The following is a 23,395-nucleotide window of genomic DNA, read 5'->3' on the forward strand; positions in this document are numbered from 1 at the left end:
CGTAGCGTCCTCCCATCGAACGCGGCTAAGCCGCACAACTCGATAGGAGACTTATAATGATGAACAAAACCAATAAGGTAGCTCTGGTGACGGGCGCCTCACGCGGGATCGGCGCTGCGGTTGCTGAACGCCTCGCCCGGGACGGCTTCACCGTCGTCGTCAACTACTCAGGCGACGCCAGGCCCGCCCAGGCAGTGGCCGACAGGATCGAGGCCGCCGGCGGCCGGGCGCTGACCGCGAAGGCCGATGTCAGCGATGCCAGTGCTGTGCGCGGCATGTTCGACGCTGCGGAAGCGGCGTTCGGCGGCGTCGACCTGCTGGTCAACAATGCCGGCATCATGAAGCTCGGCAGGATCGCCGACAGCGACGATGCGGCCTTCGACCAGCAGGTCGCGGTCAACCTGAAGGGCAGCTTCAACACCATGCGCGAGGCGGCGCACCGGCTGCGCAATGGCGGACGCATCGTGAACTTCTCGACCAGCGTCGTCGGCACCAGGCTCGAGACCTACGGCATTTATGTCGCGACCAAGGCCGCGATCGAGGCGCTGACATCGATCCTGTCCAAGGAATTGCGCGGCCGCGGCATCACCGTGAACGCGGTCGCGCCCGGCCCGACCGCGACCGATCTGTTCCTCAACGGCAAGTCGGACGAGCTGATTGACCGCTTCGCCAAGATGGTCCCGCTGGAGCGGCTCGGCATGCCTGGCGACATCGCGAACGTCGTGTCTTTCCTCGCCGGTCCCGACGGCTCCTGGATCAACGGCCAGACCCTGCGCGCCAATGGCGGCCTGGTCTGACGCCTTCGCACCTTCAACCCAACCTTCGTTCAATCCGTCATCACAAGGAAACGTGTCATGAAACAGGTCATCGTCATCACCGGCGCCTCGAGCGGCTTCGGCCGCCTCACCGCCAACGCGCTCGCCAGGGCCGGCCACATCGTCTACGCCTCGATGCGCCACACCACCGGCCGCAATGCCGCCGCGGTCGCCGATATCGAGGAGTTCGCCAGGGACAACAACGTCGATCTGCGTGCGCTCGAGCTCGATGTCGGCTCGCAGGCGTCGGTCGACAAGGCGATTGCGCAGATCGTCGCCGAAGAAGGCCGCCTCGACGTCGTCATGCACAATGCCGGCCACATGGTGTTCGGTCCGGCTGAGGCGTTCACGCCCGAGCAGCTCGGCGACCTGTACGACGTCAATGTGCTCTCGACCCAGCGCGTCAATCGCGCGGCGCTGCCGCAGTTGCGCAAGCAGGGCAGGGGACTTGTGGTCTGGGTATCGAGCAGCAGCTCGGCTGGCGGTACGCCGCCCTATCTCGCGCCGTACTTCGCGGCGAAGGCCGGCATGGATGCAATGGCCGTGATCTATGCCCGCGAGCTGTCGCGCTGGGGCATCGAGACCTCGATCATCGTGCCCGGCGCCTTCACCGGCGGCACCAATCACTTCGCGCATTCCGGCCGTCCCGCCGACCAGGCGCGTGTCGCCGAATATGAGGCGGGTCCCTATGCCGGCTTCGGCGAGGAGATCATGAAGGCGTTCGCGGCGATCATGCCTGAAGATGCCGACGCGTCTTCCGTCGCGGACGCCATCGTTGAGGTCGTCGACATGCCGTTCGGCAAGCGGCCGTTCCGCGTCCACATCGATCCGACCCAGGACGGTGCCGAAGTCGCATTCGGCGTGATCGACCGGGTCCGCAACGAGATGCTGCACCGGGTCGGCTTCTCCGACCTGCTCAAGCCGCGGGTGAATCAGTAGGCATGCTCTATCCACGTCATTGCGAGCAAACCACAAGTGGCGGCATGGATTGCTTCGTCGCTTCGCTCCTCGCAATGACGGAGGAGACGACCGTTGGTCTCATCCGCCGTTCAGCCACCGAAGAATCTCCGCATTGATCTCGCGCGGATAGGTGTGGCTGAGGTCGTCGATCTCGCGATAGGTCACCCTGGCGCCGGCGGCCGACAGCAAGCCTTGCGTCTGCCGCGCGGTCTGCACCGGAAACATCCAATCCTGCCGGCCATGGGTGATGAAGACCGGCAAGCCGGGCAGCCGCTGCGCATCGGCCATGTCAGCCATCAGCGGATGGAAGGTGGCCGCGACGGGTGCCAGATGCGTGAAGCGCGATGTGCCGTCGAGCCCGGCCACATAGCTGAACGTGCCGCCGTCGCTCATGCCGGTCAACAGCATGCGGGTCTCGTCGACGCGCCAGCGCGCACGCACCTGGTCGATGATGCGGTTGAGGTTCGGCGTGTCGGTGTCGTCGCCCATCAGCGCCCAGGTCTGGCCGGTCGCGGTCGGCGCCACCAGGATCGCGCCGCGGCTGCGCGCGTCGCGCAGCCAGCTCCACAGGAAGCCGCGGCCGTTGCCGCTGCCGCCATGCAGCGCCATCACCAGCGGCCAGGCCCGATCCGGTGTGTAATATTCCGGCACATACATCGAGAAGCCGCCGCGGTTGCCCGGCTCGTTGCGCTCATGGAAGATGCCGGTGTCGGCGTTGGGCGTCGCCGCGAGCTTCGTCTGCAGATCTGCGTCCTCGCGGAGATCTGACGCAATGAAGAAGTGGCTTACCGGCTGCAGCTCGGTCAGCGGATAGAGCGCTTCCTGTGCGCGCGGCAGATAGCGCAGCGCGCGGAATACGCTGACCAGATCGCCTTCGCCGTTCTGCACCGCGCGTAAGCCCGCATAGCCGGCGAGCGCCGCATCGATCGCAGCCCCGAGCGCTACCTTGATATGCGCGAACTTCTCCGGCCAATCGGCAAGCCGCGGCTGCACCGCCTGCAGCGCCTCCTCGGGCTCGCCCGCGATCTGCATCACGCGATCGAAGTCCGGCGGGTTGAGATTGCGCGCGACAAAGGAGAGCGATTCCAGCGTCTGCAACAGCGGCGGCAGCACGGCCACGATGTCGTCAACCACGGCCTCGCTCATCGTTGCTGCCTCTTCCTTTTTTGTTTCAGTGCAGCCGCGGCGACTTCAACAGCTTCATGCGGTCGATCGAGGTCAGCGTGACGTCGAAGGTGACGCCCTCGTGATAGACGGTCAGCGGCACGTCGACGCCGGCCGCGCCGAGCGACCAGAGCTTGCGATAGAAGGCGGTTTGGCTCGTCACCTTGTCGCCGGCGACCGCGAGGATCACGTCGCCGGTCCTCAGCTCGCCGCGCGCCGCGGGTCCCTTGCTGGCGACGCCGACCACTACGAGGCGGTTATCGATCTCGGTCGTATACATGCCGAGCCACGGCCGCGCCGGCTTGTCGACGCGTCCGAACTTGCGCAGGTCGCTCAGCACCGGCTTGAGCAGGTCGATCGGCACGATCATGTTGACATGCTCGGCGCGGCTCGAGCGCTCGCGTTCGAGCTGCAGCGAGCCGATGCCGATCAGCTCGCCGGCATTGTTGATCAGTCCGGTGCCGCCCCAGTTCGGATGCGACGGATAGGTGAAGATCGCCTCGTCGAGCAGATATTCCCAGTAGCCCGCGAATTCCTGCTTGGCCGCGATCTGGCTTGCGACCGAGCGGGTGCGGCCGCCGGCGCCGCCGAGCACCACATTGTCGCCGACCTGCGTCGCCGCTGACGAGCCGATCGTCAGCGGATCAATATCGAGCTTTCCGAGCGCCTGAACCAGGCCGAAGCCGGATTCGAAATCGAAGCCGAGCGCATGCCCCTCGACCGCGCGGCCATCGCCGAGATGCAGCCAGACCGTGGCGGCTTCGGTGATCAGATAGCCGATCGTCAGCACCAGCCCGTCGTCGATCAGCACGCCGTTGCCGACGCGCTCGGTGCCGAGCGTCTCGGCGCTGAAGGCATCCGGCGGAATGATCGAATGCAGCCCGACTACACTCATCAGCGCGCGATCGAGATCATAGCGGTAATCTTCGGGGCGGGGCTGAAAGGCCGCGGGCACTTTCCATTCGGTCGTGGAGGGCATCTGGGATCTCCTGGCGTGCAGGGCGCTGGAACCTCAAGGTAATCCGAGGTTCTGCCGGCAGGGAAGATGGAATGATATACCCTGCGCGGGTGCCTGCACAGCTCATGTGGCGTGCAGACCTGCTCCTCGCAAGATAGAATGAGCCTATTCGCTTTTTGCTGCCGCGCGCGCCGGCATGATGCGGAAAGCGCGGTTGTCCTTGATCCATGCGGCGCGCTCGTCGCGCAACATGGTGCGGCGGACTTTTCCGGAATCGTCGCGCGGCGCGGTGCCGACGCGCTCGAAACTTTCCGGATGCTTGTAGCGGCTGAGCCGGTCCTTCAGGAAATCGCCCATGCCGTCGGCGATCTCTTGCGCATCGGCGCTGTCGGCGAGCTCGAGGATCGCATGCACGCGCTGACCGAATTCCGGATCTGGCAATCCGACCACGACGCAGGAGCGCACCTCTGGATGTTCGCTCACCGCGGCCTCGACCTCGGCCGGATAGATGTTGGCGCCGCCGCGCAGTACCATGTCGGCGAGCCGGTCGCCGAGATAGAGATAGCCGTCGTCATCGAGTCGGCCGATGTCGCCGAGCGACTCCCAACCGTCCGGCCGCCGCTTCGGCGTCGCGCCGAGATAGTGATAGGTGGAGCCGGCGCCGTCATTGGGCAGGAAATAGATCTCGCCGGTCTCGCCCGGTGCGACGTCGTTGCCGTCCTCGCCGATGATGCGCAAGCGCGCGGTCTCGCCGATCTTGCCGACCGAGCCCTTGTGCGCCATCCACTCGACGCCCGAGATCACGCAGGCGCCCTGCCGCTCGGTGCCGCCATAGAGCTCCCAGATCCGTTCCGGCCTGAGCCATTCGATCCACTTCTCCTTCAGCCAGGGCGGCATCGGCGCCGCCATGTGAAACACGATTCTTAGGCTGGAGACGTCGTAGCGGTTGCGCACCTCGTCGGGCAGCGCCCAGATCCGGTGCATCATGGTCGGCACGAAGTTGACCCATTGCACGCGCTCGCGCTCGATCAGCTTTAGCGTCTCCTCGGCGTCGAACTTCACCATGCCGGTCAGCCGCCCGCCGCCGAACAACGCAAAGTGCGAGAGGATGAACGGCGCGTTGTGATAGAGCGGCCCAGGATTGAGCAGCGAGGTGTCACGCGCAATGCCTAGCGTCGCCTCCGCAGCCGTATCGATCACAGCGGGGTTGTGATCGAGGATCACCTTCGGCCGTCCGGTCGAGCCGCCGCTCGTCATCGCCTTCCAGTAGCGCGCGACCGGTGCATCGAGCGGCTCCTCGGAAAATCCCTCCGGCACAAAATTCACCGGCAGCGAATTCGGCGCGTTCCAGTCGGCCTCGCCGCCGACCACCAGCGCCGGCTTCAGGATGTCGAGCACCGCGGCAGCTTCGCCGCGCGGCAGCCGCCACGACAGCGATGTCGGCGTCGCGCCGCATTTCCACACCGCAAAGCTGGTCTCGAAGAACGCATTGCTGTTGGGCAGCCCGATCGCGACGAAGTCGCCGGGCTTGACGCCCTTGGCGGCGAAGGCGCGCGCCCGCGCATTGGCTCGGCGCTCGAGCTCAAGCCAGGTCAGCGTATCCGCGCCGTGACTGACGGCGATCGCATCGGCGGGCTTGCGTCCGGCATACCAGCGCGGCACGTCGGCTAAGGGGATCAGCATGGGTCGTTTCCGTCAGAGGGGGCGGCTTGAAGCGCTCTTGTTGCAGGATGTGGCCAAAGCCACGGCGGCCACTTCACCAACAGTGCGGTCTCCGTGTCAAGCCGACGGCTGCGGATGTGGCCGGTATCCCGCTGATGGAATTGTAGAATCCCTGTTTGATAAAAGCCGGATCAAGATTCCGGTAAAGTTCAAGCGATCGCGCTAAGCCGGACTTTACGGGGCGACGGCATTGTGGCCCGTGCGGTTGTGTGCCGCGCTTGTCGGTCGACCTGCGCGGTCTCCAAAGTCTTCAAGGACGAGACGACGATGGCGAGCAATGGAGCACGGATCAAGGTCAGTCGCGAGCCGCGGCGCCAGCTCAACAACCGTGCGGCGTGGATCACGATCGATGACGGCGTGACCGAGCACGCTTGCGCGGTGGTCGACATCTCGCCCGGCGGCGCCAAGATCACCACCGAGGTCGAGTTCGAGGTGAAGGACCGTCTTGCGCTGACGCTGCTCGCCGATCATGCCAAGCGCTACCCTTGCGAGGTGGTCTGGCGTCGCGGCAAGACCTACGGGCTCAAATTCGTGACTGATCAAGCTGAGCCGGACGAACCGGCCGCGGAGCCGGCCGGCGCGGTGTAGCCGAAAGGCTTTGCCGCCGGGCGGCGGGCTCGATGCGGCTGGCGGCGCGAAAACGTGGGCTGCGTCAGTGCTTCACGTAAAGGGCCTCATCCGTTCCCGTGTATTCCTCGGTCCAACCTCTCTTGTCCACGAGGTATCTCCTGAGAGGTTCGTGCACCTTCACCCAGAGCACCGTATCGATCTTGTATTTGTCGAGGACGGCGTCCCAAGCGGCCTCATCGATCTCCCATTTGATCAGACTGAAATAGTCGCGCAGCAGCTCGTCGGGATAGGCGGTGGCTGACCGACCATCGATGAACACGGGGACCGCACCACGTGTGTAGAAGATCAAAAGTCCACCGACGTTCCAGTGGTTCAGAAGCCGTGCGTGCGGAAAATGTGTTTCAAGATAGCGCGCATCCTGCTTTGACAGCAGCTGCGGAAGTGCGAGAGCCGGTTTGACGTACATCAGCGTCAGCGGCAGAGCGCACATTCCAATGATGCCCGCAACCAACAACGAGCTTTGGACCTTGAGATCATTCAGGTGCTTGGGCAGCAGCCGATCTATGTGAAGCGCCAGCGGTACCGTTGCGAACATGAAGAAGAACGACATGTACCTGTATTGATAAAATCCCAGAAGCAAGAACAGCCAGGACAGCAGCCGCGACTCCAGAGCAGCCGGCGAAGAAGTTGGGTGGCGGAGCTCAAATGCAGCAAACATGGCGATATAGACGATGCCGGCAATGCTTCCTGGCATGGTGAAGTTCGCTGAATAAGACCACCATTCGGTGATGTGCGCCTGCGCAAAGTGGCCCAGCGTGGTCGCGACGCCTTCGTAGATATGCCAGCCAAGAGGATTGACGAGTACTGCGACGAGGCAGCCGGCTGTCGCGAAACTGTAGATCCTAAGACCTGCCCAGTCGCGCCTGAGCACGGATGCGGCGCCAAAAATGCCAATGATGGGAAGCCCGAGCATAAACCCGCCATGCAGATTGACCCAAAGAACCATCGTCACGGGCAGCAAAAACCATCTCGTTCTCTTCAAGCATTCTGCGTAGAAAATGACGCAGAACAACATGGTGGCGATGTTTGGCGAAGCGGTGAGATAGGAATTCGGGGCGGTCGCAAAAGCGGGGTAAAGCAGGCACGCGGGGAAAACGGAAATACAAACCGCAAGTGTTGAGGCGCCGCTGCTCAGGGAGAAAGATGTAAGATATCCGGCGATGACGGCACCACATGCAACGACCGACAATGTGAGACCGGCAAATCCCGTGTATTGAAACACCACGCTGGCGATCACGTCCCAGAGCCAGGAAAGGTTATACCATTGCCTGTTTCCGAGGGTGAACGACCATGGATCCTGGAAGGGGATACTGCCACGGTCTCTTATCAGGTCTCCGGCGGCCAGGTGCCATCCCAGATCAAGGTGGCCAAGCAGGATCGGCCCGTTTGACAGGTAGTACACACATGCGAATGCGATCAGGAAGATATAGATTCCGAACTTCTCAAGCTTGATCGTTCTTGGCTCTCGATCAGGCTTGGTGCCGTTCCAAGCCGCCAGCGCGTCCATGAATGAGACCCCACGATCAAGGCGAGCCGCCAGCGGGCCCTGCATGCTTTGTGTTTGCCTAGCAAACAATCGCTTTAGGACACGCCCGCTAAAGTAGAGTTAATGTCGGCCGAGCAATTCGATGGCTGCCCGACGCCCGTATGGAACTCGCGCCGCACGACCGTCGCAGGAGGATGGTGCGAGGCGCCGGCCCGGCTGCGCCGGAAGCGCAAGACCGCCAACACCGCCGGAGGAAGCTACGCGGCCGGTCACGGTCAGCGGCGATAGCGCAGTGCCTCGATCAGCAACGCGAAGGCCGGAGAGGACTGCCGCCGGCTCGGGTAGTAGAGGTGATAGCCGGGAAACGGCGCGCACCAATCGTCGAGCACCTGGACCAGCTGTCCCTTGGCGAGCTGTGCGCGCACCTGATCCTCGGCGATATAGGCAAGCCCCAGTCCGGCCAGCGCCGCCTTGATCCGCAGTGGGGTGCTGTTGAACACCAATTGTCCGTCGACGCGGACCTTGAGCGGGCGGCCGCGCCGCTCGAACTCCCAGGCATAGATGCCGCCATGGGTCGGCAAGCGGATGTTGATGCAGGCATGCTGCGTCAGATCCTGCGGCCGTTTCGGGCGCTCCCGCTGCTTGAAATAGGACGGTGCGCCGACCACGACCATGCGGAAATCCGGCCCGATCCGTACAGCGATCATGTCCTTTGCGAGCTGTTCGCCGAGGCGAACGCCGGCGTCGAAGCGCTCCGCGACGATGTTCGCGAGCCCGTTGTCGACGCTCAACTCCACCTTGATGTCGGGATAGCACGGCAGGAACTCGGCCAACGCCGGCCACAGGATCGTCTCGGCCGCGTGCTCGCCGGCATTGATACGGATGGTGCCGGCAGGTTTCTCGCGCAAGGCGCTCAACGCGGCGAGCTCGGCCTCGATCTCCTCGAAGCGCGGGCCGATGCCCTGCAGCAGCCGTTCGCCGGCTGCGGTGGGCGCGACGCTGCGCGTGGTGCGGGTCAAGAGCCGCACGCCGAGCCGTTCCTCCAGCGCGCGCATGGTGTGGCTGAGTGCCGATTGCGACACACCGAGCCGCGCGGCGGCGCGGGTGAAGCTGCGCTCGCGCGCGACGGCGAGGAAGGCGATCAGGTCATTGACGTCATGCCGTGGCATTCATGAATCCTGCTCATAAGTCCATTCCGATTTTTACGTCTAATGGCGCGCCGGTGCACGCCCTAAATCCCGCTGCGACGAATTCCAGTCATCGATGCGGAGAGACAGCATGCAGAAACGCAAACTCGGTAACAGCAATCTGGAAGTATCGGCGATCGGCCTGGGCTGCATGGGCCTGAGCTTCGCCTATGGCCCGGCGCTCGAGAAGGCGCAGGGCATCGCGGTGCTTCGCGGCGCGGTCGAGCGCGGCATCACCTTCTTCGACACCGCCGAGGTTTATGGCCCCTTCGTCAACGAGGAACTGGTCGGCGAGGCGCTGGCGCCGGTCCGCAACGAGGTCGTGATCGCGACCAAGTTCGGCTTCGATATCGGCTCCATGGCCGAGCGGCACCGGTCGCTGAACAGCCGGCCCGAGCACATCAGGGCGGTGGCGGATGCCTCGCTGAAACGGCTCAACATCGACGTCATCGACCTGTTCTATCAGCATCGCGTCGATCCGGACGTGCCGATCGAGGACGTCGCCGGTACCGTGAAGGACCTGATTGCCGCGGGCAAGGTCCGTCATTTCGGCCTGTCGGAGGCGGGCGTGCAGACCATCCGCCGCGCCCATGCGGTGCAGAAGGTCACGGCATTGCAGAGCGAATATTCATTGTGGGAACGCGGGCCGGAAGCAGAGATCCTGCCGGTGCTGGAAGAACTCGGCATCGGCTTCGTGCCGTATAGCCCGCTCGGCCGAGGTTTTCTCACCGGCACGATCAATGCGTCTACGACGTTCGCGAGCGACGACTTCCGCAACCTCGTGCCGCGTTTTTCGCCGGAAGCCCGCCGCGCCAATCAGGCACTGGTCGATCAGCTCGGCAGGATCGCGGTCGGCAAGGGCGCGACGCCGGCCCAGATCGCGCTGGCCTGGCTGCTGGCGCAGAAGCCGTGGATCGTGCCGATCCCGGGCACCACGAAGCTCAATCGGCTCAAGGAAAACATCGGCGCCGCGCGTGTCGAACTCACCGCTGCCGATCTGGCTGACATCGGTAAGGCCATTGCCGCGATCGAGGTCCAGGGCGCGCGCTATCCGGAGCAATTGCTCGGGATGGTTGGCCGCTGAGGCGTCGTCGAGAATGACGGTAAGGTGAGCACTCGGTTCAGAACCCTCCCCGCCGGTGGTTCCCTCGCGCGCGTGCTACTGAGTTGCCCGACGTGGCAAGCCACCACGGCGAAAATATTTCGCTTTATCAGAAGTGCAACTCAGCGTATGGTCTGCCCGTCTCACCCGATCGAGGGGCGCTTCGCGGTCGTCACGAACGCGGTGTGAGATGCGGTGGACGCTGATGTCACGACCGACGAAGCGTGACTGAGGCGGACGGTGAAGTCGTGTGGTCCTGACGCCCTAGTGGTAGGTGTCTTTTCGCATTGCGCGATGCGCGTTGCGAAGGCGGTGACAAACAAGCCCAGTCTCGCCGGGGAGAGCGCGAAGTAAGCCGTAACCCATCGCGCAGGGAAAGCCGGGTTGCTCCGGTTACACCTGTGGTCCTACCCCCGAGCTTTCTACCCTTTGCTCGGGGCCCATGGGTGCGATCGGCACCCGGCTTTCCCTGCGCCCTCTGTTCAAGAGCGGCGGAACGCGATGCAAAACTTCGGACAGATCATGTCGCGAGAATGCGAATGTATGACTCTCGATGCCGCAACAAATTCGGTGTCGTCCCTGCGGAAGCAGGGACCCACAACCACGAATGGCTATTGTTGGGCGGCGTGGCAATGACGAGTCCCGTTCACGATATCCGCCGCGGAGTATGGGTCCCTGCTTCCGCAGGGACGACGGGTGGTTGGTGCCTCGCAACCTGCCTCACGGCGCCCACGCCATCTTCAGCACCTGCCGTCCCGAGGTCGGGTTGACGTCTTCGCCTGCATGCACAAAGCCGTTGCGTTCGTAGAAGCGGATGGCGCGGGCGTTGTCCTTGTTGACCAGCAGCGTGACGCCATCGGGCGACAGGCGCTTGGCTTCATCGGCCAGCGCGCTTGCCAGCGGCGAGCCCCAGCGAGCGGGATCGACCACGAGCTGGTCGAGATAACCGGTCTCGTCGATGGTGACGAAGCCGGCCAGGGAGCCTTCCTGTTCCGCGACGACGATCGCGGCATTCGCTACCAGTTCGTTGCGCCACCGCTCGCGCCACCATTCCACCCGCGCGTTGAAATCGATCGACGGATAGGCCTGCTGCCAGGTCAGCCGCCACAACTCGATGGCGGCGTCCTCATCCGCGGCACGGTAGGGACGGAGTTGGAAGATGTTTGTCATGCAAAGGCAGTCATGCCCGGGCTTGACCCAGGCATCCATCTACTTCGAACGACTCCTCTCAGATGGATTGCCGGGTCAAGCCCGGGCATGACGACTGGTTGGCCAGGCGCCATTGTCCTAGCGCTCCGTCAGCTTCAGCTCGATGCGGCGGTTGCGCTTGTAGGCCTCTTCGGTCTGCGCGGTGTCGAGCGGCTGGAATTCGGCGAAGCCGGCGGCGACCAGGCGCTGCGCCGGCACGCCGAGCGAGACCAGGTATTGCACCACCGAGATCGCGCGCGCGGAGGACAATTCCCAGTTCGACTTGAACAGCGGGCTGTTGATCGGCCGCACGTCGGTGTGGCCGTCGACGCGCAGCACCCAGGCGATCTCGGCCGGGATCTGCTTGTCCAGATCGATCAAGGCGCTCGCCACCGTCTCGAGCTCGGTCTTGCCTTCCGGCAGCAGCGTCGCCTGGCCGGTGTCGAAGAACACTTCGGATTGGAACACGAAGCGGTCGCCGACGATGCGGATATCGGGGCGGTTGCCGAGGATCGCGCGCAGCCGGCCGAAGAATTCCGAGCGGTATTTCGACAGTTCCTGCACCCGCTGCGCCAGCGCGACGTTGAGGCGCTGGCCGAGATCGGCGATCCGGCTCTGCGATTCCTTGTCGCGCTTCTCGGAGGCGTCGAGCGCCTCCTCGAGCGCGGCGAGCTGGCGGCGCAGCGCGCTGATCTGCTGGTTCAGCACCTCGATCTGCGCCAGCGCGCGCGACGACACGCTCTTCTCGGACTCCAGCGCCTTGTTGAGCTCGTTGGCGCGGCCCTGCGCGTCATTGCCGGAATTGGCGAGCCCCTCATAGAGCCCTTTCATGCGATCGCGCTCGCCTTCCGCGGAGGCGAGGCCGGCGCGCAGCTGCGACACCTGGTCGTCGAGCGTCAGCTTAGAGAGCTTCTCCAGCGACAGGAGGTCGTTGAGCTGCGCGATCTTGGCGGTGAGCTGCTCCAGTGCCTTGTCCTTGCCGGTGACCTCCTGCGACAGGAAGAACTGCACGACGAGGAACACCGACAGCAGGAACACGATCGACAGCACCAGCGTCGACAACGCGTCGACAAAGCCGGGCCAGTAGTTGAAGCCGGATTCGCTGCGGCGCGAGCGGGCGAGGGCCATGGTTTTCTCCTTGGGCTTGCTCCCCGGTTAGTTCTTTTCGGGCTGGCGAGCGAGGCGCTCGAGCAGCCGCTTGATTTCGCGGTTCTGCTCGCCCTGGCCATCGGCCCATTCGCGGATCATCTGCTGCTCGGTGCGCATGTGCGCGACCAGCCCCTGGATCGCCTCGGCAAGATTGGCCATCGCGGCTGTGGTGCTGCGGCCGCCCCCGCCTTCCTCGACCGTGGCGCGCAACCGCTCGATCGCGCCCTGCAGGTCGGCGCCGCCGGTGCCGACACCCTCGCCGGAAATGCCGCGCACGGTGGTGGCGAGCCAGTCCTCGAGATCGGTGTAGAAGCGGTTCTGGGCCTGGCTCGATTGCAGGTCGAGGAAGCCGAGGATCAGCGAGCCGGCGAGGCCGAACAGCGAGGACGAGAACGAGATGCCCATGCCGCCGAGCGGGGCGGCGAGGCCCTCCTTCAGCGTGTCGAACAGCGCGCCGGCGTCGCCGCCGACCTTGAGCCCGTCGATCACCTTGCCGACCGAGCCCACCGTCTCGATCAGGCCCCAGAAGGTGCCGAGCAGGCCGAGGAACACCAGGAGGCCGGTCATGTAACGCGAGATGTCGCGGGCTTCATCCAGCCGGGTTGCGATCGAATCGAGCAGATGCCGCATGGTCTGCTGCGAGATCGACATCCGCCCGGTGCGCTCGCCGCCGAGAATCGCGGCCATCGGCGCAAGCAGCGTCGGACGGCGCTCGATCGCAAGGCCGGGATCGGCGATGCGGAAGTTATTGACCCAGGCGACCTCGGGATAGAGCCGGATCACCTGGCGGAACGCGAGGATGACGCCGATCAGCAGCACCGCGCCGATCAGGGCGTTCAGCCCGGGATTGGCGAAGAAAGCGGTGACGATCTGCTTGTACAGCACGACCCCGACCAGGCCGCAGAGCACCAGGAACACCAGCATCCGCACCAGGAAGATCCTGGGCGAGGACAGCTTGCTCAGTTCGATCTCCATGTCGGAGCGGGAAGGGGGCATTGCCGGATCATCCGTTCGCGAAGGCCGCATCTGCCAGCAATATGGCACAGCGGCGGAGTGAGGAAAGCCGAATCCAAGGGCGGATGGCAGAACCTTGGGTTGAGACCGGGCAGACTGTTGCCGCTTTGCGCAGCTTTATGGCCAACGTTTGCGCAGGTGCCCGGTCGCACGCGTAGATCGGGTGACGAGACCGGGCTGCATGCATCGCTGGGGCGGCGCGCGCCGCGCGGTGATTCGGCCGGATCGCCGCATGATGTTGCGAGCTGCGGCATTCCTGCGCAGGCAAAATGGCGCGTTCCCGCTCACGCAGTCCTTAATGCATTCCCATAGCCTGCGATGGAACCCGCTCACAATGCAGTGAGTCGATAAAAGATGCCGCGAAATCAGGGCGATAGCGTTCTGTGACAATGAGCCGCCGAAAAACGCATTGCGTTGCAGCAAGCAGATTTTATTTTCACCGCAGCAACGCGAGCGCTGTCGCCGTGACACCGCCGTTCGTTTGTTCGAACCTTTCGGGGGCGATCATCTCAATGTCTGGACTTCGCGCGCAATCGGCATGCATTGCTCTGATGCTGGCCGTGACGGCGCCATTGCTTGCCAGCTGCGACGAGCCGAACACCGCAACCGCCGCCGTGCAAGCACCCGAGCCGGACGTCAGTGTCGTCACCGTGAAGCCGCAAGCGCGCGCGATGGTGCGCGAGCTGCCGGGCCGCATCGCGCCGACCCGTGTCTCCGAGGTGCGCCCGCGCGTCTCGGGTATCATCGTCAATCGCATGTTCCATCAGGGCAGCGAGGTGAAGGTCGGCGATCCCTTGTACCAGATCGATCCGCGCCCGTTCGAAGTCGAATTGCAGTCGACCGAGGCCGCGCTGGCGCGCGCCAAGGCAGTGCAGGAGCAAGCCGCGCTGCAGGCCCGCCGTATCGCCACCTTGACCAGCCAGCGCGCGGCGCCGGAAGCCGAGAACGAAAAGGCGATCGCAACGCTGAAGCAGGCAGAGGCCGACGTACAGGGCCGCGAGGCAGAGGTCGCGCGTGCGAAACTCAATCTCGATTATGCCACGATCCGCGCGCCGATCGATGGCACCATCGGTGCTGCGCTCGTCAGCGAGGGCGCGCTTGTGGTGCAGAACGACGCCGCGAGCCTTGCGACCATCCAGCAGCTCGATCCGATCTATGCCGACTTCCAGCAGTCGGTGACCGAGATGAACCAGCTCCGCCGCGCCTTCGAGAGCGGCGACCTCGACCGTATCGCGCCCGACGCGCTGAAAGTGCGTCTCGTGCTCGACGACGGCTCGATCTATCCGGTGCCGGGCAAGCTATTGTTCTCCGACGCCAAGGTCGATGCCTATACCGGGCAGGTGACCCTGCGCGGCGAGTTTCCGAATCCGCATCGCATCCTGCTGCCGGGCATGTATGTCCGCGTGCTGATCGAGCAGGGCATCGACAGCGACGCGATCGCCGTGCCGCAGCAGGCGATCCAGCGCAATGGCGGCGGCGGCAGCGAGGTGTTCGTCGTCAAGGACGACAATCACGTCGCGGTGCAGCCGGTGCGCACCGGCTCGTTGCAGGGCGGTTCCTGGTTCGTGACCGAAGGCCTCAAGGCCGGCGACAAGGTCGTCGTCGAGGGCTTCCAGAAATTCGCCGCCGGCGACAAGGTGCGGCCGCTGGCCTGGCGTGAGATCGACGCTGCAGCGGCATCGGATTCGCAGCAGACCGCGCACGCGGTGCGGTGATCCGACATGCCCGCCTTCTTCATCGACAGGCCGATCTTCGCCTGGGTGGTCGCGCTGTTCATCTGTCTGATCGGCGCGATCTCGATTCCGCTACTCGCGGTGGCGCAATACCCGATCATCGCGCCGCCCTCGATCTCGATCTCGACCAGCTATCCCGGCGCGTCGCCGGAGAACCTGTACAACAGCGTGACGCGGCTGATCGAGGAGGAGCTCAACGGCGCCGCCAACATCCTGAACTTCGAATCGACCTCCGACTCGCTCGGCCAGGTCGAGATCATCGCCAACTTCAAGCCGGGCACCGACACCAGCCAGGCCTCGGTCGAGGTGCAGAACCGTCTCAAGCGCGTCGAGGCGCGGCTGCCACGCGCCGTGATCCAGCAGGGCATCCTGGTCGAGGAAGCGTCATCCGCGGTGCTGCAGATCATCACGTTGAATTCGACCGACGGCAGCCTCGACGAGGTCGGCCTCGGCGACTTCATGATCCGCAACGTGCTGGGCGAGGTGCGCCGTATTCCCGGCGTCGGCCGCGCCACGCTCTATTCGACCGAGCGCAGCCTGCGCATCTGGATCGATCCGGCCAAGCTGGTCGGCTACGGCCTGTCCGTCGACGACGTCAACAAGGCGATCACGGCGCAGAACGCCCAGGTCGCCTCCGGCAGCATCGGCGCCGAGCCGAGCACCGACACGCAGAAGATTTCCGCGCTGGTGCTGGTGAAGGGCCAGCTCTCCTCGCCCGACGAGTTCGGCGCCATCATCCTGCGTGCCAATGCCGACGGCTCGACGGTCCGCCTGCGCGACGTCGCGCGGATCGAGATCGGCGGTCTCAGCTATCAGTTCAATACGCGCCTCGACGGCAAGCCGACTGCCGGTCTCTCGGTGCTGCTGTCGCCGAAGGGCAACGCGCTGGCGACCGCGAGCGCCGTCGAAGCCAAGATGAAGGAGCTGTCGCGCTTCTTCCCGGCCAATATCTCTTACGAGATCCCCTACAACATCACGCCGGTGGTCGAGGCATCGATCAAGAAGGTGCTGATGACGCTGGTCGAGGCGGTGGTGCTGGTGTTCATCGTGATGTTCCTGTTCCTGCAGAACATCCGCTACACCATCATTCCGACCATCGTGGTTCCGGTGGCGCTGCTCGGCGCCTGCGCCACGCTGATGATCGCGGGCTTCTCGATCAACATGCTGACCATGTTCGGCATGGTGCTGGCGGTCGGCATCCTCGTCGACGACGCCATCGTCGTGGTCGAGAACGTCGAGCGCATCATGGCCGAGGAGGGCCTGCCGCCGAAGGAAGCCACCAGGAAGGCGATGTCGCAGATATCAGGCGCCATCATCGGCATCACGCTGGTGCTGATGGCGGTGTTCGTGCCGATGGCGTTCTTCCCTGGCTCGGTCGGTATCATCTACCGCCAGTTCTCGGTCACCATGGTGGCGGCGATCGCGTTCTCCGCGCTGCTCGCGCTATCGCTGACGCCGGCGCTGTGCGCGACGCTGCTCAAGCCGGTCGAGAAGGGCCACGGCCATGCCCGCAAGGGCGTGTTCGGAGCCTTCAACCGCGTGCTCGACACCAGCCGTGCTGGCTATGTCCGTACGGTGCAGGCCGGGCTGAAGCGCACCGGCCGCCTGATGCTGATCTATCTCGTGCTGTTCGCAGGCGTCGCCTACGGGTTCGTGCGGCTGCCCGGCGGCTTCCTGCCGGTCGACGATCAGGGCTTCATCACGACCGACGTGCAGACGCCGTCGGAGTCGTCCTATGCGCGCACCGAAGCTGCGGTCGAGCAGGTCGAGAAGTACCTGAAGGATCGCGCCGGCATCGAGAACGTGACGTTCCTTACCGGCTTCAGCTTCCTCGGCCAGGGCATGAACACCGCGCAGGCGTTCATCACGCTGAAAGACTGGTCGGAGCGCGGACCGAAGGATTCCGCCGCCGCCATCGTTGCCGACATCAACCGCGAGCTGTCGTCGATCCGCGACGCCAGGATCTCGGCGCTGCAGCCGCCGCCGATCGACAACCTCGGCAACTCCTCGGGCTTTTCGTTCCGCCTGCAGGACCGCGGCCAGAAGGGCTATACGGCGCTGATCGCAGCGTCCGACCGCCTGATCGCGGAGGCCAATGCCAGCCCGATCCTGCAGAAGGTCTATGTCGAGGGCCTGCCGCCGGCGCCGCAGGTCAATCTGATGATCGACCGCGAGAAGGCGGGCGCGTTCGGGCTCACCTTCGAGGACATCAACAACACGATCTCGACCAATCTCGGCTCGAACTACATCAATGACTTCCCGAACCGCGGGCGCATGCAGCGCGTCATCGTGCAGGCCGACAAGACCAGCCGCATGAACGCGGACGACATCCTCAATTACAACGTCAAGAACAGCCGTGGGCAATTGGTGCCGTTCTCGGCCTTCGCCACCATCGAGTGGTCGAAGGGACCCACTCAAATTGCGGGCTTCAACTATTATCCGGCGGTGCGCATTTCCGGCGAGGCGAAGCCGGGCTTCACCTCGGGCGATGCGATCTCAGAGATGGAGCGGCTCGCCGACAAGCTGCCGCGCGGCTTCGGCTATGAATGGACCGGCCAGTCGTTGCAGGAGAAGCTGTCGGGCTCGCAGGCGCCGTTCCTGCTCGCGCTGTCGGTGCTGGTGGTGTTCCTCTTGCTCGCGGCGCTCTATGAGAGCTGGACCATTCCGCTCGCGGTGCTGCTCACCATTCCGCTAGGCATTCTCGGCGCCGTGGTGGCGGCGACGCTGCGCGGGCTATCCAACGACGTCTATTTTACCGTCGGCCTGATCACCATCATCGGCCTTGCCGCCAAGGACGCGATCCTGATCATCGAGTTCGCCAAGGATCTGCGCGCGCAGGGCAAGCCGCTGGTCGAGGCGACCATCGAGGCGTGCAGTCTCAGATTCCGCCCGATCCTGATGACTGGTCTCGCCTTCGTCTGCGGCGTGCTGCCGATGGCGATCGCGACCGGCGCCGGCGGTGCCAGCCAGCAGGCGCTCGGCACCTCGGTGATGGGCGGCATGATCGCCGTCGTGATCCTCGCGCTGCTGCTGGTGCCGGTGTTCTTCGTCAGCGTGCAGCGCGTGCTGGCGGGGGATCGCGAGAAGGCGCCGGCAAAGGCCGAAGTCTACGGCCCGCCCGCGCCGGCAAGGATCGGTCACTGATGTTCAAGACGGGTGCCGATCAGATCGGCGGCTTGCTTTCGCAAGCCGTTCAATTCAGATTGCATCTCTGGATTGAACGGGGAACGTGCAAGCAACCCGGGGATCGAGGGCATGTGATGCGGCCGAGCGATATTGCGATCTCGAACTATCGCTCCATTCGCCGGCTCATCATGCCCATTCAGCCGCTGTCCGTCTTCGTCGGCCAGAACGGTGTCGGCAAATCCAATCTCTACAAGTCCCTGTCGCTGTTGCGTGACGCGGCGACGGGTCGGATCACGCGCACGATCGCCGACGAAGGTGGATTGAACTCCGTCTACTGGTCCGGCGTCCGCAGGCGGGGCGAGGACGGACGACTGCGGCTGGAGGTCAGGTTCGAGCACATCAGATATGCCATCGAGCTCGGGTTTCCTGCCCCGGCCGAGGCGGCATTTCCTGGTGAGCCGATGATCAAGTCCGAACGAATCGAAGCGACTCACGGCAAGCGAAAAGTGCTGATGATGGAGCGGGCCAATTCACATGTCAGCGTCCGCGGCGAGAGCGGCGCCTGGAGCGAGCACAAGGATGCGGTGCTGCCGTCGGAAACCGCGCTCGCGGATTTCCTCGACAGCAAAGTGTGCCCCGAAATCGATCTGATCCGAAACGCGTTGCAGAGCTGGCGATTCTATCACGACTTTCGTACCGATCCGGCGTCGCCGATCCGCAAGCCTTGTCTGGCGATCACGACGCCGTCGCTGAGCGCCGATGGCCACGATCTGGCTGCCGTGCTGGCAACACTCTTCGCTATTAGGGAAGGTGCCGGTGATCTGCAGGATGCGATCGAAGACGCATTCCCGGGCGCTGAACTCCGGGCATGGGAGGAGAATGGGCGGTGTGAATTCGAGTTACGGCAGCAGGATATGCCGCGTCCGTTCAAGGCTCACGAATTGTCCGACGGGACGCTGAAATACATCTGCCTGCTCGCCGTGTTCATGGGCTATCGGCTGCCGCCGTTCATCGCGCTGAACGAACCCGAGACCAGCCTGCATCCATCGCTGCTGGCGCCGTTGGCCAGGCTGATCGCCAAAGCGTCCCGCCGCGCCGACATCTGGATCGTCACCCATTCGGAACATCTGATGGAGGCATTGCGAAGCGAGAGTTCGGTCCCGCTGCGCCGGGTGATCAAGGCGAATGGCGCCACGACGATTGAGGGCCTGACCGCCGGCGGTGAATTTCGTGACCGGGAAGACGACGATAACGATGATGACAACGATGACGATTAGATCGGGCCGTCGCGCTATTGCCCGAGCGGTTTGAGGATCTTGATCAGCTCGCCGTGCACGAACTCATTGCCGCAGACGATGTGGCCGGTCTGCAGCGGATCGTCATTGCCCTGGATGCCCGAGACCGTGCCGCCGGCTTCCCGGATCATCAGCAGGCCGGCCGCGACGTCCCAGGCCTGCAGATTGCGTTCCCAATAGCCGTCGAGACGGCCGGCGGCGACGAAGGCGAGGTCGAGCGAGGCGGCGCCGAAGCGGCGGAAGCCCGCGACCTTGGTCTGCAGCGCGGCCATCTCCTGCAGCGCCAGCTGGTGATTGCCGCGACCGATATGCGGCAGGCCGCAGGCGACCACGCATTCGTTGAGCTGGCGGCGGCCGGCGACGCGCAGCCGCTGGTCGTTGAGGAACGCACCCTTGCCGCGCTCGGCGATGTAGAGCTCGTCATTGGCGGGATTGTAGATCACGCCCGCGATCACGGTGTCCTCGCGCTTGAGCCCGATCGAGATCGCGAATTGCGGGATGCCGTGCAGGAAGTTGGTGGTGCCGTCGAGCGGATCGACGATCCAGGTGTGGCTCTTGTCCGAGCCTTCACGCTTGCCGCCTTCCTCACCGAGAAACCCGTAGCCGGGCCGGGCCTTCTCAAGATCGGTGTAGAGCATCTCCTCGGCTCGCTTGTCGGCGAGCGAGACGAAGTTCGCCGGCCCCTTCAGCGACACCTGGAGATGTTCGATCTCGCCGAGGTCGCGCTTGAGGCTGCGGCCGGCGCGGCGCGCAGCCTTGACCATGACATTGATGAGGGCGGAGTAGAGCATAGTGAACGGTTTCTTTGCGATTGTGCTGGAGGACCGGCCCGAACGTGGTCCTGTCATCCTGAGGAGCGCGGAACGCGCGTTTCGAAGGATCGACGGCCGCCAACCGGCCGTGCATCCTTCGAGGCTCGCCCAGCGGCGCAATTGCGCCGCAAGGCTCGCACCTCAGGATGACGGGAAACGGCCTGCGGCGCCTTCGGTTGCTGGACTGGGTGCCCTCTGGAAGTGGCGCCGTCAAGGCGTCATTTGACGTTGTTTCCGATCCATTTTCGCGCCGCTGCCTCGCCTTTGGCGCGGTCTTCCGGGCTCATATCGGCGAGAATGTCGTCGAGATCGGGGTCACCCTTGCCGGCGGTCTTGGCGACCATGTGCCATTTCAATGCCTCGACCTTGTCCACCGGGGCGCCCGCGCCGGTCGCCAACACGTGGGCGAGGCGGTTTTGCGCGATCGCGCTGTTCTGCCGGGCCGCCTTGCGCAGCATTGCCACCGCCGCCGGCACGTTCCGCGGCGTGCCGGAGCCGTTGTAGAGCGCAATGGCATATTCGACCTCGGCGTCGACATTGTCGGCCAGCGAGGCGGCCTGTAGCAGCCGCGCCGCCTTTTCGAGGTCCTTCGGCACGCCGGTGCCTTCCTTGTAGAAGGTCGCCAGCGCGTATTGCGCCTCGGGGCTGCCGGCGTCCGCCGCCATGCGCAACAGCTCCGCGGAGCGGCGGAGGTCCTGCGGCAGGGTCTGGCCGTCGAGATAGAGCAGCGCGAGATTATAGGCCGCCTTCGGTTCGCCAAGCTTGGCCGACGACGCCAGCAGCTTGACCGCGGCATCCTTGTCCACCGTGACGCCGCGGCCTGCGATCTTCATCATGGCGAGCGCGAACATCGCCTCGCGGTCGCCGGCATCGGACGCGCGCTTGTACCAGTCGTCGGCCTTGGCGTAGTCGCGCTTGACGCCGAGCCCATTGGCATAGAGCTCGCCCAGCATCGTCATTGCCTTGGCATCGTTGTTGTTCTGCGCGCGCACTGTCGCGAGATCGAATGCCGTCTTGTACATGCCGCGCTGATAGGCGCCGTAGACGAGGTCGACATTGGGATCGTCCGGTGTCGGGGTTGGCGATGGCGTCGGGGTGGGCGTCGCTGATGCGCCAGGCTTCGGCGTCGCGGAGGCGGCAGGCTTCGGCGTCGGCTTCTTCGCGACCGGCGCATGCACCTTCGGCTTCGGAGCCTCCTTTTTTGCAGAAGGCGGCGTCTGCGCCGGCGGCGTGATCGAGAGCTGCGCCATCGCGCCGCTCGCCAGCATCGTGCAGCCGAGCGCAAGACCTATCGGACGCAGGCATTTCATTCCGGCGTCATCCCTCGGCCTTGGCCTGGCCGAACGTGCCGGCATGCGCCTGCGCTATCGCATCGCCAATCTCGACGAGAGCCGCCTTTGCGCCGCGCGGATCGGACCAGATGACGTCTCCGACCAGCACGAAATCCGCGCCGGCCGCCGCGAATGCCTCGGCCTCCTCGCGCGAGATCGCAAAGCCGACGCAGGGCGGCTCGAACAATTCATCCCACCATTCCAGCCGCTCGGCGATCGCCTCGGTCGAGGGCCGCTGTCCCTTGGCGTCGGGCTCGCCGAACAGCACATAGTCGGCGCCGGCCTCGCCCGCGGCCATGGAATCGTGGCGCGTCGCGAGACCGCCGACACCGACGATGCGGTCGGGTTTCAGCGAGGGCACCGCGTCTTCCAACGCGGCGATCCCGGTCAGGTGCGCGCCGTCGGCGCCGGCGCGGGCCACGATATCGGGATGGCCGTCGATCAGCAGCGCAGCACGTGCTGTCTGGATGGCGGGCGCCAGCGCCTTGACGTACGAGATCATGCTGCGCGGGTCGGTCTCGCGCAGCCGCACCAACACTGCCGCGACGTCGGCCGCGGCAAGCAGGTCCGGAAGCTCGGCCGCAAGCTGCGCGGGCTCGTCGACCGGCGGTGTTGCCAGATAGAGGCGCGGCGCTGGCCGTGGCGGAACGGGCTTGGTGGCCAACTATGCCGCCTGTTTTTCGAGGCCGGCTTCCCAGTTGCCGGTGCTCGCCAGCCCGTTCATCCGGGCGCGATGCGAGAAGGCGCGCTGGCCGGCGGGGACGTTGTCGGGCTTGCCGGACCACGCCTTCTGCGGCGCCGCCTGCAGCGCGCGGCCATAGGAGAAGGTCAGCCGCCAGGGCAGATGGCCGATCTTGTTCATGGCGTCGAGATGCGCCGTCGCTTCCTCGTCGTTCTGTCCTCCGGAGAGGAAGGCGATGCCGGGCACCGCGGCCGGAACGCAGCTCTTGAGCAGGCGGATGGTCTTTTCGGCGACTTCCTGGACCGATGCCTGCTTGGGGCACTTCTTGCCCGAGATCGCCATGTTCGGCTTGAGGATCATGCCTTCGAGCGCGACGCGCTGCACCCGCAATTCCTGGAAGGTGCGGTTCAGCACGCGCTGCGTCACCTCGTAGCAGCGGTCGATGTCGTGATCACCGTCCATCAGCACCTCGGGCTCGACGATCGGGACGATCTGCGCGGCCTGGCACAACGCAGCGTAGCGCGCCAGCGCATGGGCATTGACGCGGATCGCGGTCTGGGTCGGGATTCGCGGCCCGATATCGATCACGGCGCGCCATTTCGCAAAGCGCGCACCGCGCTCGTAATATTTCTTCAGCCGCTCGGCGAGCTTGTCGAGGCCGACGGTAACGAGTTCGCCGGGGCAGTTCGGCAAGGCCTGCGTGCCTTCGTCGACCTTGATGCCGGGAATGCTGCCGGCCTGCTCGATCAGCTTGACCAGCGGCGTGCCGTCCCTGGCATTCTGCCAGATCGTCTCGTCGTAGAGGATGACGCCGGAGATGTACTTGTGCATCGCGTCCTGCGAGCGGAACAGCATCTCGCGATAGTCGCGGCGATTATCTTCGGTCGAGTCGACCTTGATGGCGTCGAAACGCTTCTTGATGGTGCCGGAGGATTCGTCCGCGGCGAGGATACCCTTGCCCGGGGTGACCATGGCAAGCGCAATTTTGTTGAGGTCGGAGAGGTTCATGGGGGCGTCCTCCAGAGCCATTGCCTTTGCGAG

The 23,395-nt window shown here is 64.7% G+C and carries 19 protein-coding genes; 7 read left to right on the forward strand and 12 right to left on the reverse strand.

Going from position 1 to position 23,395, the window contains the following annotated elements:
- Nucleotides 1-56: 56 nt before the first annotated feature.
- Both ABIB78_RS12505 and ABIB78_RS12510 read left to right on the forward strand, forming a co-directional pair.
- Entirely contained in the window at nucleotides 57-797 is a 741-nt protein-coding gene (locus tag ABIB78_RS12505) for an SDR family oxidoreductase (RefSeq protein WP_429024649.1), read from the forward strand.
- Nucleotides 798-854: 57 nt separating this feature from the next.
- Nucleotides 855-1,754: an SDR family oxidoreductase gene (locus ABIB78_RS12510; protein ID WP_429024650.1), complete on the forward strand. Its 900-nt coding sequence runs from the start codon at nucleotides 855-857 to the stop codon at nucleotides 1,752-1,754.
- A gap of 99 nt (nucleotides 1,755-1,853) precedes the next feature.
- On the opposite strand, the gene ABIB78_RS12515 is transcribed toward ABIB78_RS12510, so the two are convergent.
- The 3 genes from ABIB78_RS12515 to ABIB78_RS12525 form a co-directional block, all read right to left on the reverse strand.
- Nucleotides 1,854-2,921, reverse strand: a complete 1,068-nt coding sequence (locus ABIB78_RS12515) for a phospholipase (protein WP_429024651.1) — start codon at nucleotides 2,919-2,921, stop codon at nucleotides 1,854-1,856.
- Between the two features lie 25 nt (nucleotides 2,922-2,946).
- A complete protein-coding gene (locus tag ABIB78_RS12520) occupies nucleotides 2,947-3,918 on the reverse strand; it encodes a S1C family serine protease (protein WP_429024653.1) in 972 nt (323 codons plus the stop codon).
- Nucleotides 3,919-4,062: 144 nt separating this feature from the next.
- The gene (locus ABIB78_RS12525) at nucleotides 4,063-5,580 is read right to left on the reverse strand and encodes an AMP-binding protein (protein WP_429024655.1); all 1,518 of its coding nucleotides are present in this window, start codon (nucleotides 5,578-5,580) and stop codon (nucleotides 4,063-4,065) included.
- Between the two features lie 306 nt (nucleotides 5,581-5,886).
- Here ABIB78_RS12525 and ABIB78_RS12530 point away from each other — a divergent pair, with 306 nt between their 5' ends.
- On the forward strand, nucleotides 5,887-6,207 hold the full coding sequence (locus ABIB78_RS12530) for a PilZ domain-containing protein (RefSeq protein ID WP_429024657.1): 321 nt from the start codon (nucleotides 5,887-5,889) through the stop codon (nucleotides 6,205-6,207).
- A gap of 64 nt (nucleotides 6,208-6,271) precedes the next feature.
- On the opposite strand, the gene ABIB78_RS12535 is transcribed toward ABIB78_RS12530, so the two are convergent.
- Nucleotides 6,272-7,756, reverse strand: coding sequence for a hypothetical protein (locus ABIB78_RS12535; protein WP_429024659.1), 1,485 nt, complete (start codon nucleotides 7,754-7,756; stop codon nucleotides 6,272-6,274).
- A gap of 254 nt (nucleotides 7,757-8,010) precedes the next feature.
- On the reverse strand, nucleotides 8,011-8,904 hold the full coding sequence (locus ABIB78_RS12540; RefSeq protein ID WP_429024661.1) for a LysR family transcriptional regulator: 894 nt from the start codon (nucleotides 8,902-8,904) through the stop codon (nucleotides 8,011-8,013).
- A 109-nt stretch (nucleotides 8,905-9,013) separates the two neighbouring features.
- Here ABIB78_RS12540 and ABIB78_RS12545 point away from each other — a divergent pair, with 109 nt between their 5' ends.
- Nucleotides 9,014-10,006 (forward strand): aldo/keto reductase, encoded by a 993-nt coding sequence (locus ABIB78_RS12545; RefSeq protein WP_429024662.1) that lies wholly within the window; start codon nucleotides 9,014-9,016, stop codon nucleotides 10,004-10,006.
- A gap of 738 nt (nucleotides 10,007-10,744) precedes the next feature.
- Here the strand turns inward: ABIB78_RS12545 and ABIB78_RS12550 are convergent.
- The 3 genes from ABIB78_RS12550 to ABIB78_RS12560 form a co-directional block, all read right to left on the reverse strand.
- The gene (locus ABIB78_RS12550) at nucleotides 10,745-11,194 is read right to left on the reverse strand and encodes a GNAT family N-acetyltransferase (RefSeq protein ID WP_429024663.1); all 450 of its coding nucleotides are present in this window, start codon (nucleotides 11,192-11,194) and stop codon (nucleotides 10,745-10,747) included.
- Between the two features lie 117 nt (nucleotides 11,195-11,311).
- Complete coding sequence (locus ABIB78_RS12555; RefSeq protein ID WP_429024665.1) at nucleotides 11,312-12,340, reverse strand: peptidoglycan -binding protein; 1,029 nt, start codon at nucleotides 12,338-12,340, stop codon at nucleotides 11,312-11,314.
- Nucleotides 12,341-12,367: 27 nt separating this feature from the next.
- On the reverse strand, nucleotides 12,368-13,357 hold the full coding sequence (locus ABIB78_RS12560; protein WP_429024666.1) for a flagellar motor protein MotA: 990 nt from the start codon (nucleotides 13,355-13,357) through the stop codon (nucleotides 12,368-12,370).
- Nucleotides 13,358-13,887: 530 nt separating this feature from the next.
- Between ABIB78_RS12560 and ABIB78_RS12565 the strand changes: the two genes are divergently transcribed.
- The 3 genes from ABIB78_RS12565 to ABIB78_RS12575 all read left to right on the forward strand — a co-directional run bounded on the left by ABIB78_RS12565 (nucleotide 13,888) and on the right by ABIB78_RS12575 (nucleotide 19,511).
- Nucleotides 13,888-15,090 (forward strand): efflux RND transporter periplasmic adaptor subunit, encoded by a 1,203-nt coding sequence (locus ABIB78_RS12565; RefSeq protein ID WP_429024667.1) that lies wholly within the window; start codon nucleotides 13,888-13,890, stop codon nucleotides 15,088-15,090.
- Nucleotides 15,091-15,096: 6 nt separating this feature from the next.
- Nucleotides 15,097-18,252: a multidrug efflux RND transporter permease subunit gene (locus ABIB78_RS12570; protein WP_429024669.1), complete on the forward strand. Its 3,156-nt coding sequence runs from the start codon at nucleotides 15,097-15,099 to the stop codon at nucleotides 18,250-18,252.
- A 116-nt stretch (nucleotides 18,253-18,368) separates the two neighbouring features.
- Complete coding sequence (locus tag ABIB78_RS12575) at nucleotides 18,369-19,511, forward strand: AAA family ATPase (protein ID WP_429024670.1); 1,143 nt, start codon at nucleotides 18,369-18,371, stop codon at nucleotides 19,509-19,511.
- 14 nt (nucleotides 19,512-19,525) lie between these two features.
- On the opposite strand, the gene ABIB78_RS12580 is transcribed toward ABIB78_RS12575, so the two are convergent.
- The 4 genes from ABIB78_RS12580 to ABIB78_RS12595 form a co-directional block, all read right to left on the reverse strand.
- Nucleotides 19,526-20,320, reverse strand: a complete 795-nt coding sequence (locus ABIB78_RS12580; RefSeq protein ID WP_429024671.1) for an inositol monophosphatase family protein — start codon at nucleotides 20,318-20,320, stop codon at nucleotides 19,526-19,528.
- A gap of 239 nt (nucleotides 20,321-20,559) precedes the next feature.
- The gene (locus ABIB78_RS12585; RefSeq protein WP_429024673.1) at nucleotides 20,560-21,651 is read right to left on the reverse strand and encodes an HcpA family protein; all 1,092 of its coding nucleotides are present in this window, start codon (nucleotides 21,649-21,651) and stop codon (nucleotides 20,560-20,562) included.
- A 7-nt stretch (nucleotides 21,652-21,658) separates the two neighbouring features.
- Nucleotides 21,659-22,336: a thiamine phosphate synthase gene (locus ABIB78_RS12590; protein WP_429024675.1), complete on the reverse strand. Its 678-nt coding sequence runs from the start codon at nucleotides 22,334-22,336 to the stop codon at nucleotides 21,659-21,661.
- Nucleotides 22,337-23,362: a class I fructose-bisphosphate aldolase gene (locus tag ABIB78_RS12595; protein ID WP_429024677.1), complete on the reverse strand. Its 1,026-nt coding sequence runs from the start codon at nucleotides 23,360-23,362 to the stop codon at nucleotides 22,337-22,339.
- Between the last annotated feature and the right edge of the window lie 33 nt (nucleotides 23,363-23,395).

The organism is Bradyrhizobium sp. I1.14.4 (genome assembly GCF_050435825.1).
GTDB lineage: Bacteria > Pseudomonadota > Alphaproteobacteria > Rhizobiales > Xanthobacteraceae > Bradyrhizobium.

What these genes read in the sequence shown, in the direction of transcription:
- ABIB78_RS12545 (WP_429024662.1), top strand. Translation starts at nt 9,014, where the DNA reads ATGCAGAAACGCAAACTCGGTAACAGCAATCTGGAAGTATCGGCGATC.
- ABIB78_RS12575 (WP_429024670.1), top strand. Translation starts at nt 18,369, where the DNA reads ATGCGGCCGAGCGATATTGCGATCTCGAACTATCGCTCCATTCGCCGG.
- ABIB78_RS12570 (WP_429024669.1), top strand. Translation starts at nt 15,097, where the DNA reads ATGCCCGCCTTCTTCATCGACAGGCCGATCTTCGCCTGGGTGGTCGCG.
- ABIB78_RS12595 (WP_429024677.1), bottom strand. Translation starts at nt 23,362, where the DNA reads ATGAACCTCTCCGACCTCAACAAAATTGCGCTTGCCATGGTCACCCCG.
- ABIB78_RS12520 (WP_429024653.1), bottom strand. Translation starts at nt 3,918, where the DNA reads ATGCCCTCCACGACCGAATGGAAAGTGCCCGCGGCCTTTCAGCCCCGC.
- ABIB78_RS12525 (WP_429024655.1), bottom strand. Translation starts at nt 5,580, where the DNA reads ATGCTGATCCCCTTAGCCGACGTGCCGCGCTGGTATGCCGGACGCAAG.
- ABIB78_RS12580 (WP_429024671.1), bottom strand. Translation starts at nt 20,320, where the DNA reads ATGCTCTACTCCGCCCTCATCAATGTCATGGTCAAGGCTGCGCGCCGC.
- ABIB78_RS12560 (WP_429024666.1), bottom strand. Translation starts at nt 13,357, where the DNA reads ATGCCCCCTTCCCGCTCCGACATGGAGATCGAACTGAGCAAGCTGTCC.
- ABIB78_RS12585 (WP_429024673.1), bottom strand. Translation starts at nt 21,651, where the DNA reads ATGAAATGCCTGCGTCCGATAGGTCTTGCGCTCGGCTGCACGATGCTG.
- ABIB78_RS12505 (WP_429024649.1), top strand. Translation starts at nt 57, where the DNA reads ATGATGAACAAAACCAATAAGGTAGCTCTGGTGACGGGCGCCTCACGC.
- ABIB78_RS12535 (WP_429024659.1), bottom strand. Translation starts at nt 7,756, where the DNA reads ATGGACGCGCTGGCGGCTTGGAACGGCACCAAGCCTGATCGAGAGCCA.
- ABIB78_RS12530 (WP_429024657.1), top strand. Translation starts at nt 5,887, where the DNA reads ATGGCGAGCAATGGAGCACGGATCAAGGTCAGTCGCGAGCCGCGGCGC.
- ABIB78_RS12550 (WP_429024663.1), bottom strand. Translation starts at nt 11,194, where the DNA reads ATGACAAACATCTTCCAACTCCGTCCCTACCGTGCCGCGGATGAGGAC.
- ABIB78_RS12540 (WP_429024661.1), bottom strand. Translation starts at nt 8,904, where the DNA reads ATGCCACGGCATGACGTCAATGACCTGATCGCCTTCCTCGCCGTCGCG.
- ABIB78_RS12565 (WP_429024667.1), top strand. Translation starts at nt 13,888, where the DNA reads ATGTCTGGACTTCGCGCGCAATCGGCATGCATTGCTCTGATGCTGGCC.
- ABIB78_RS12555 (WP_429024665.1), bottom strand. Translation starts at nt 12,340, where the DNA reads ATGGCCCTCGCCCGCTCGCGCCGCAGCGAATCCGGCTTCAACTACTGG.
- ABIB78_RS12510 (WP_429024650.1), top strand. Translation starts at nt 855, where the DNA reads ATGAAACAGGTCATCGTCATCACCGGCGCCTCGAGCGGCTTCGGCCGC.
- ABIB78_RS12515 (WP_429024651.1), bottom strand. Translation starts at nt 2,921, where the DNA reads ATGAGCGAGGCCGTGGTTGACGACATCGTGGCCGTGCTGCCGCCGCTG.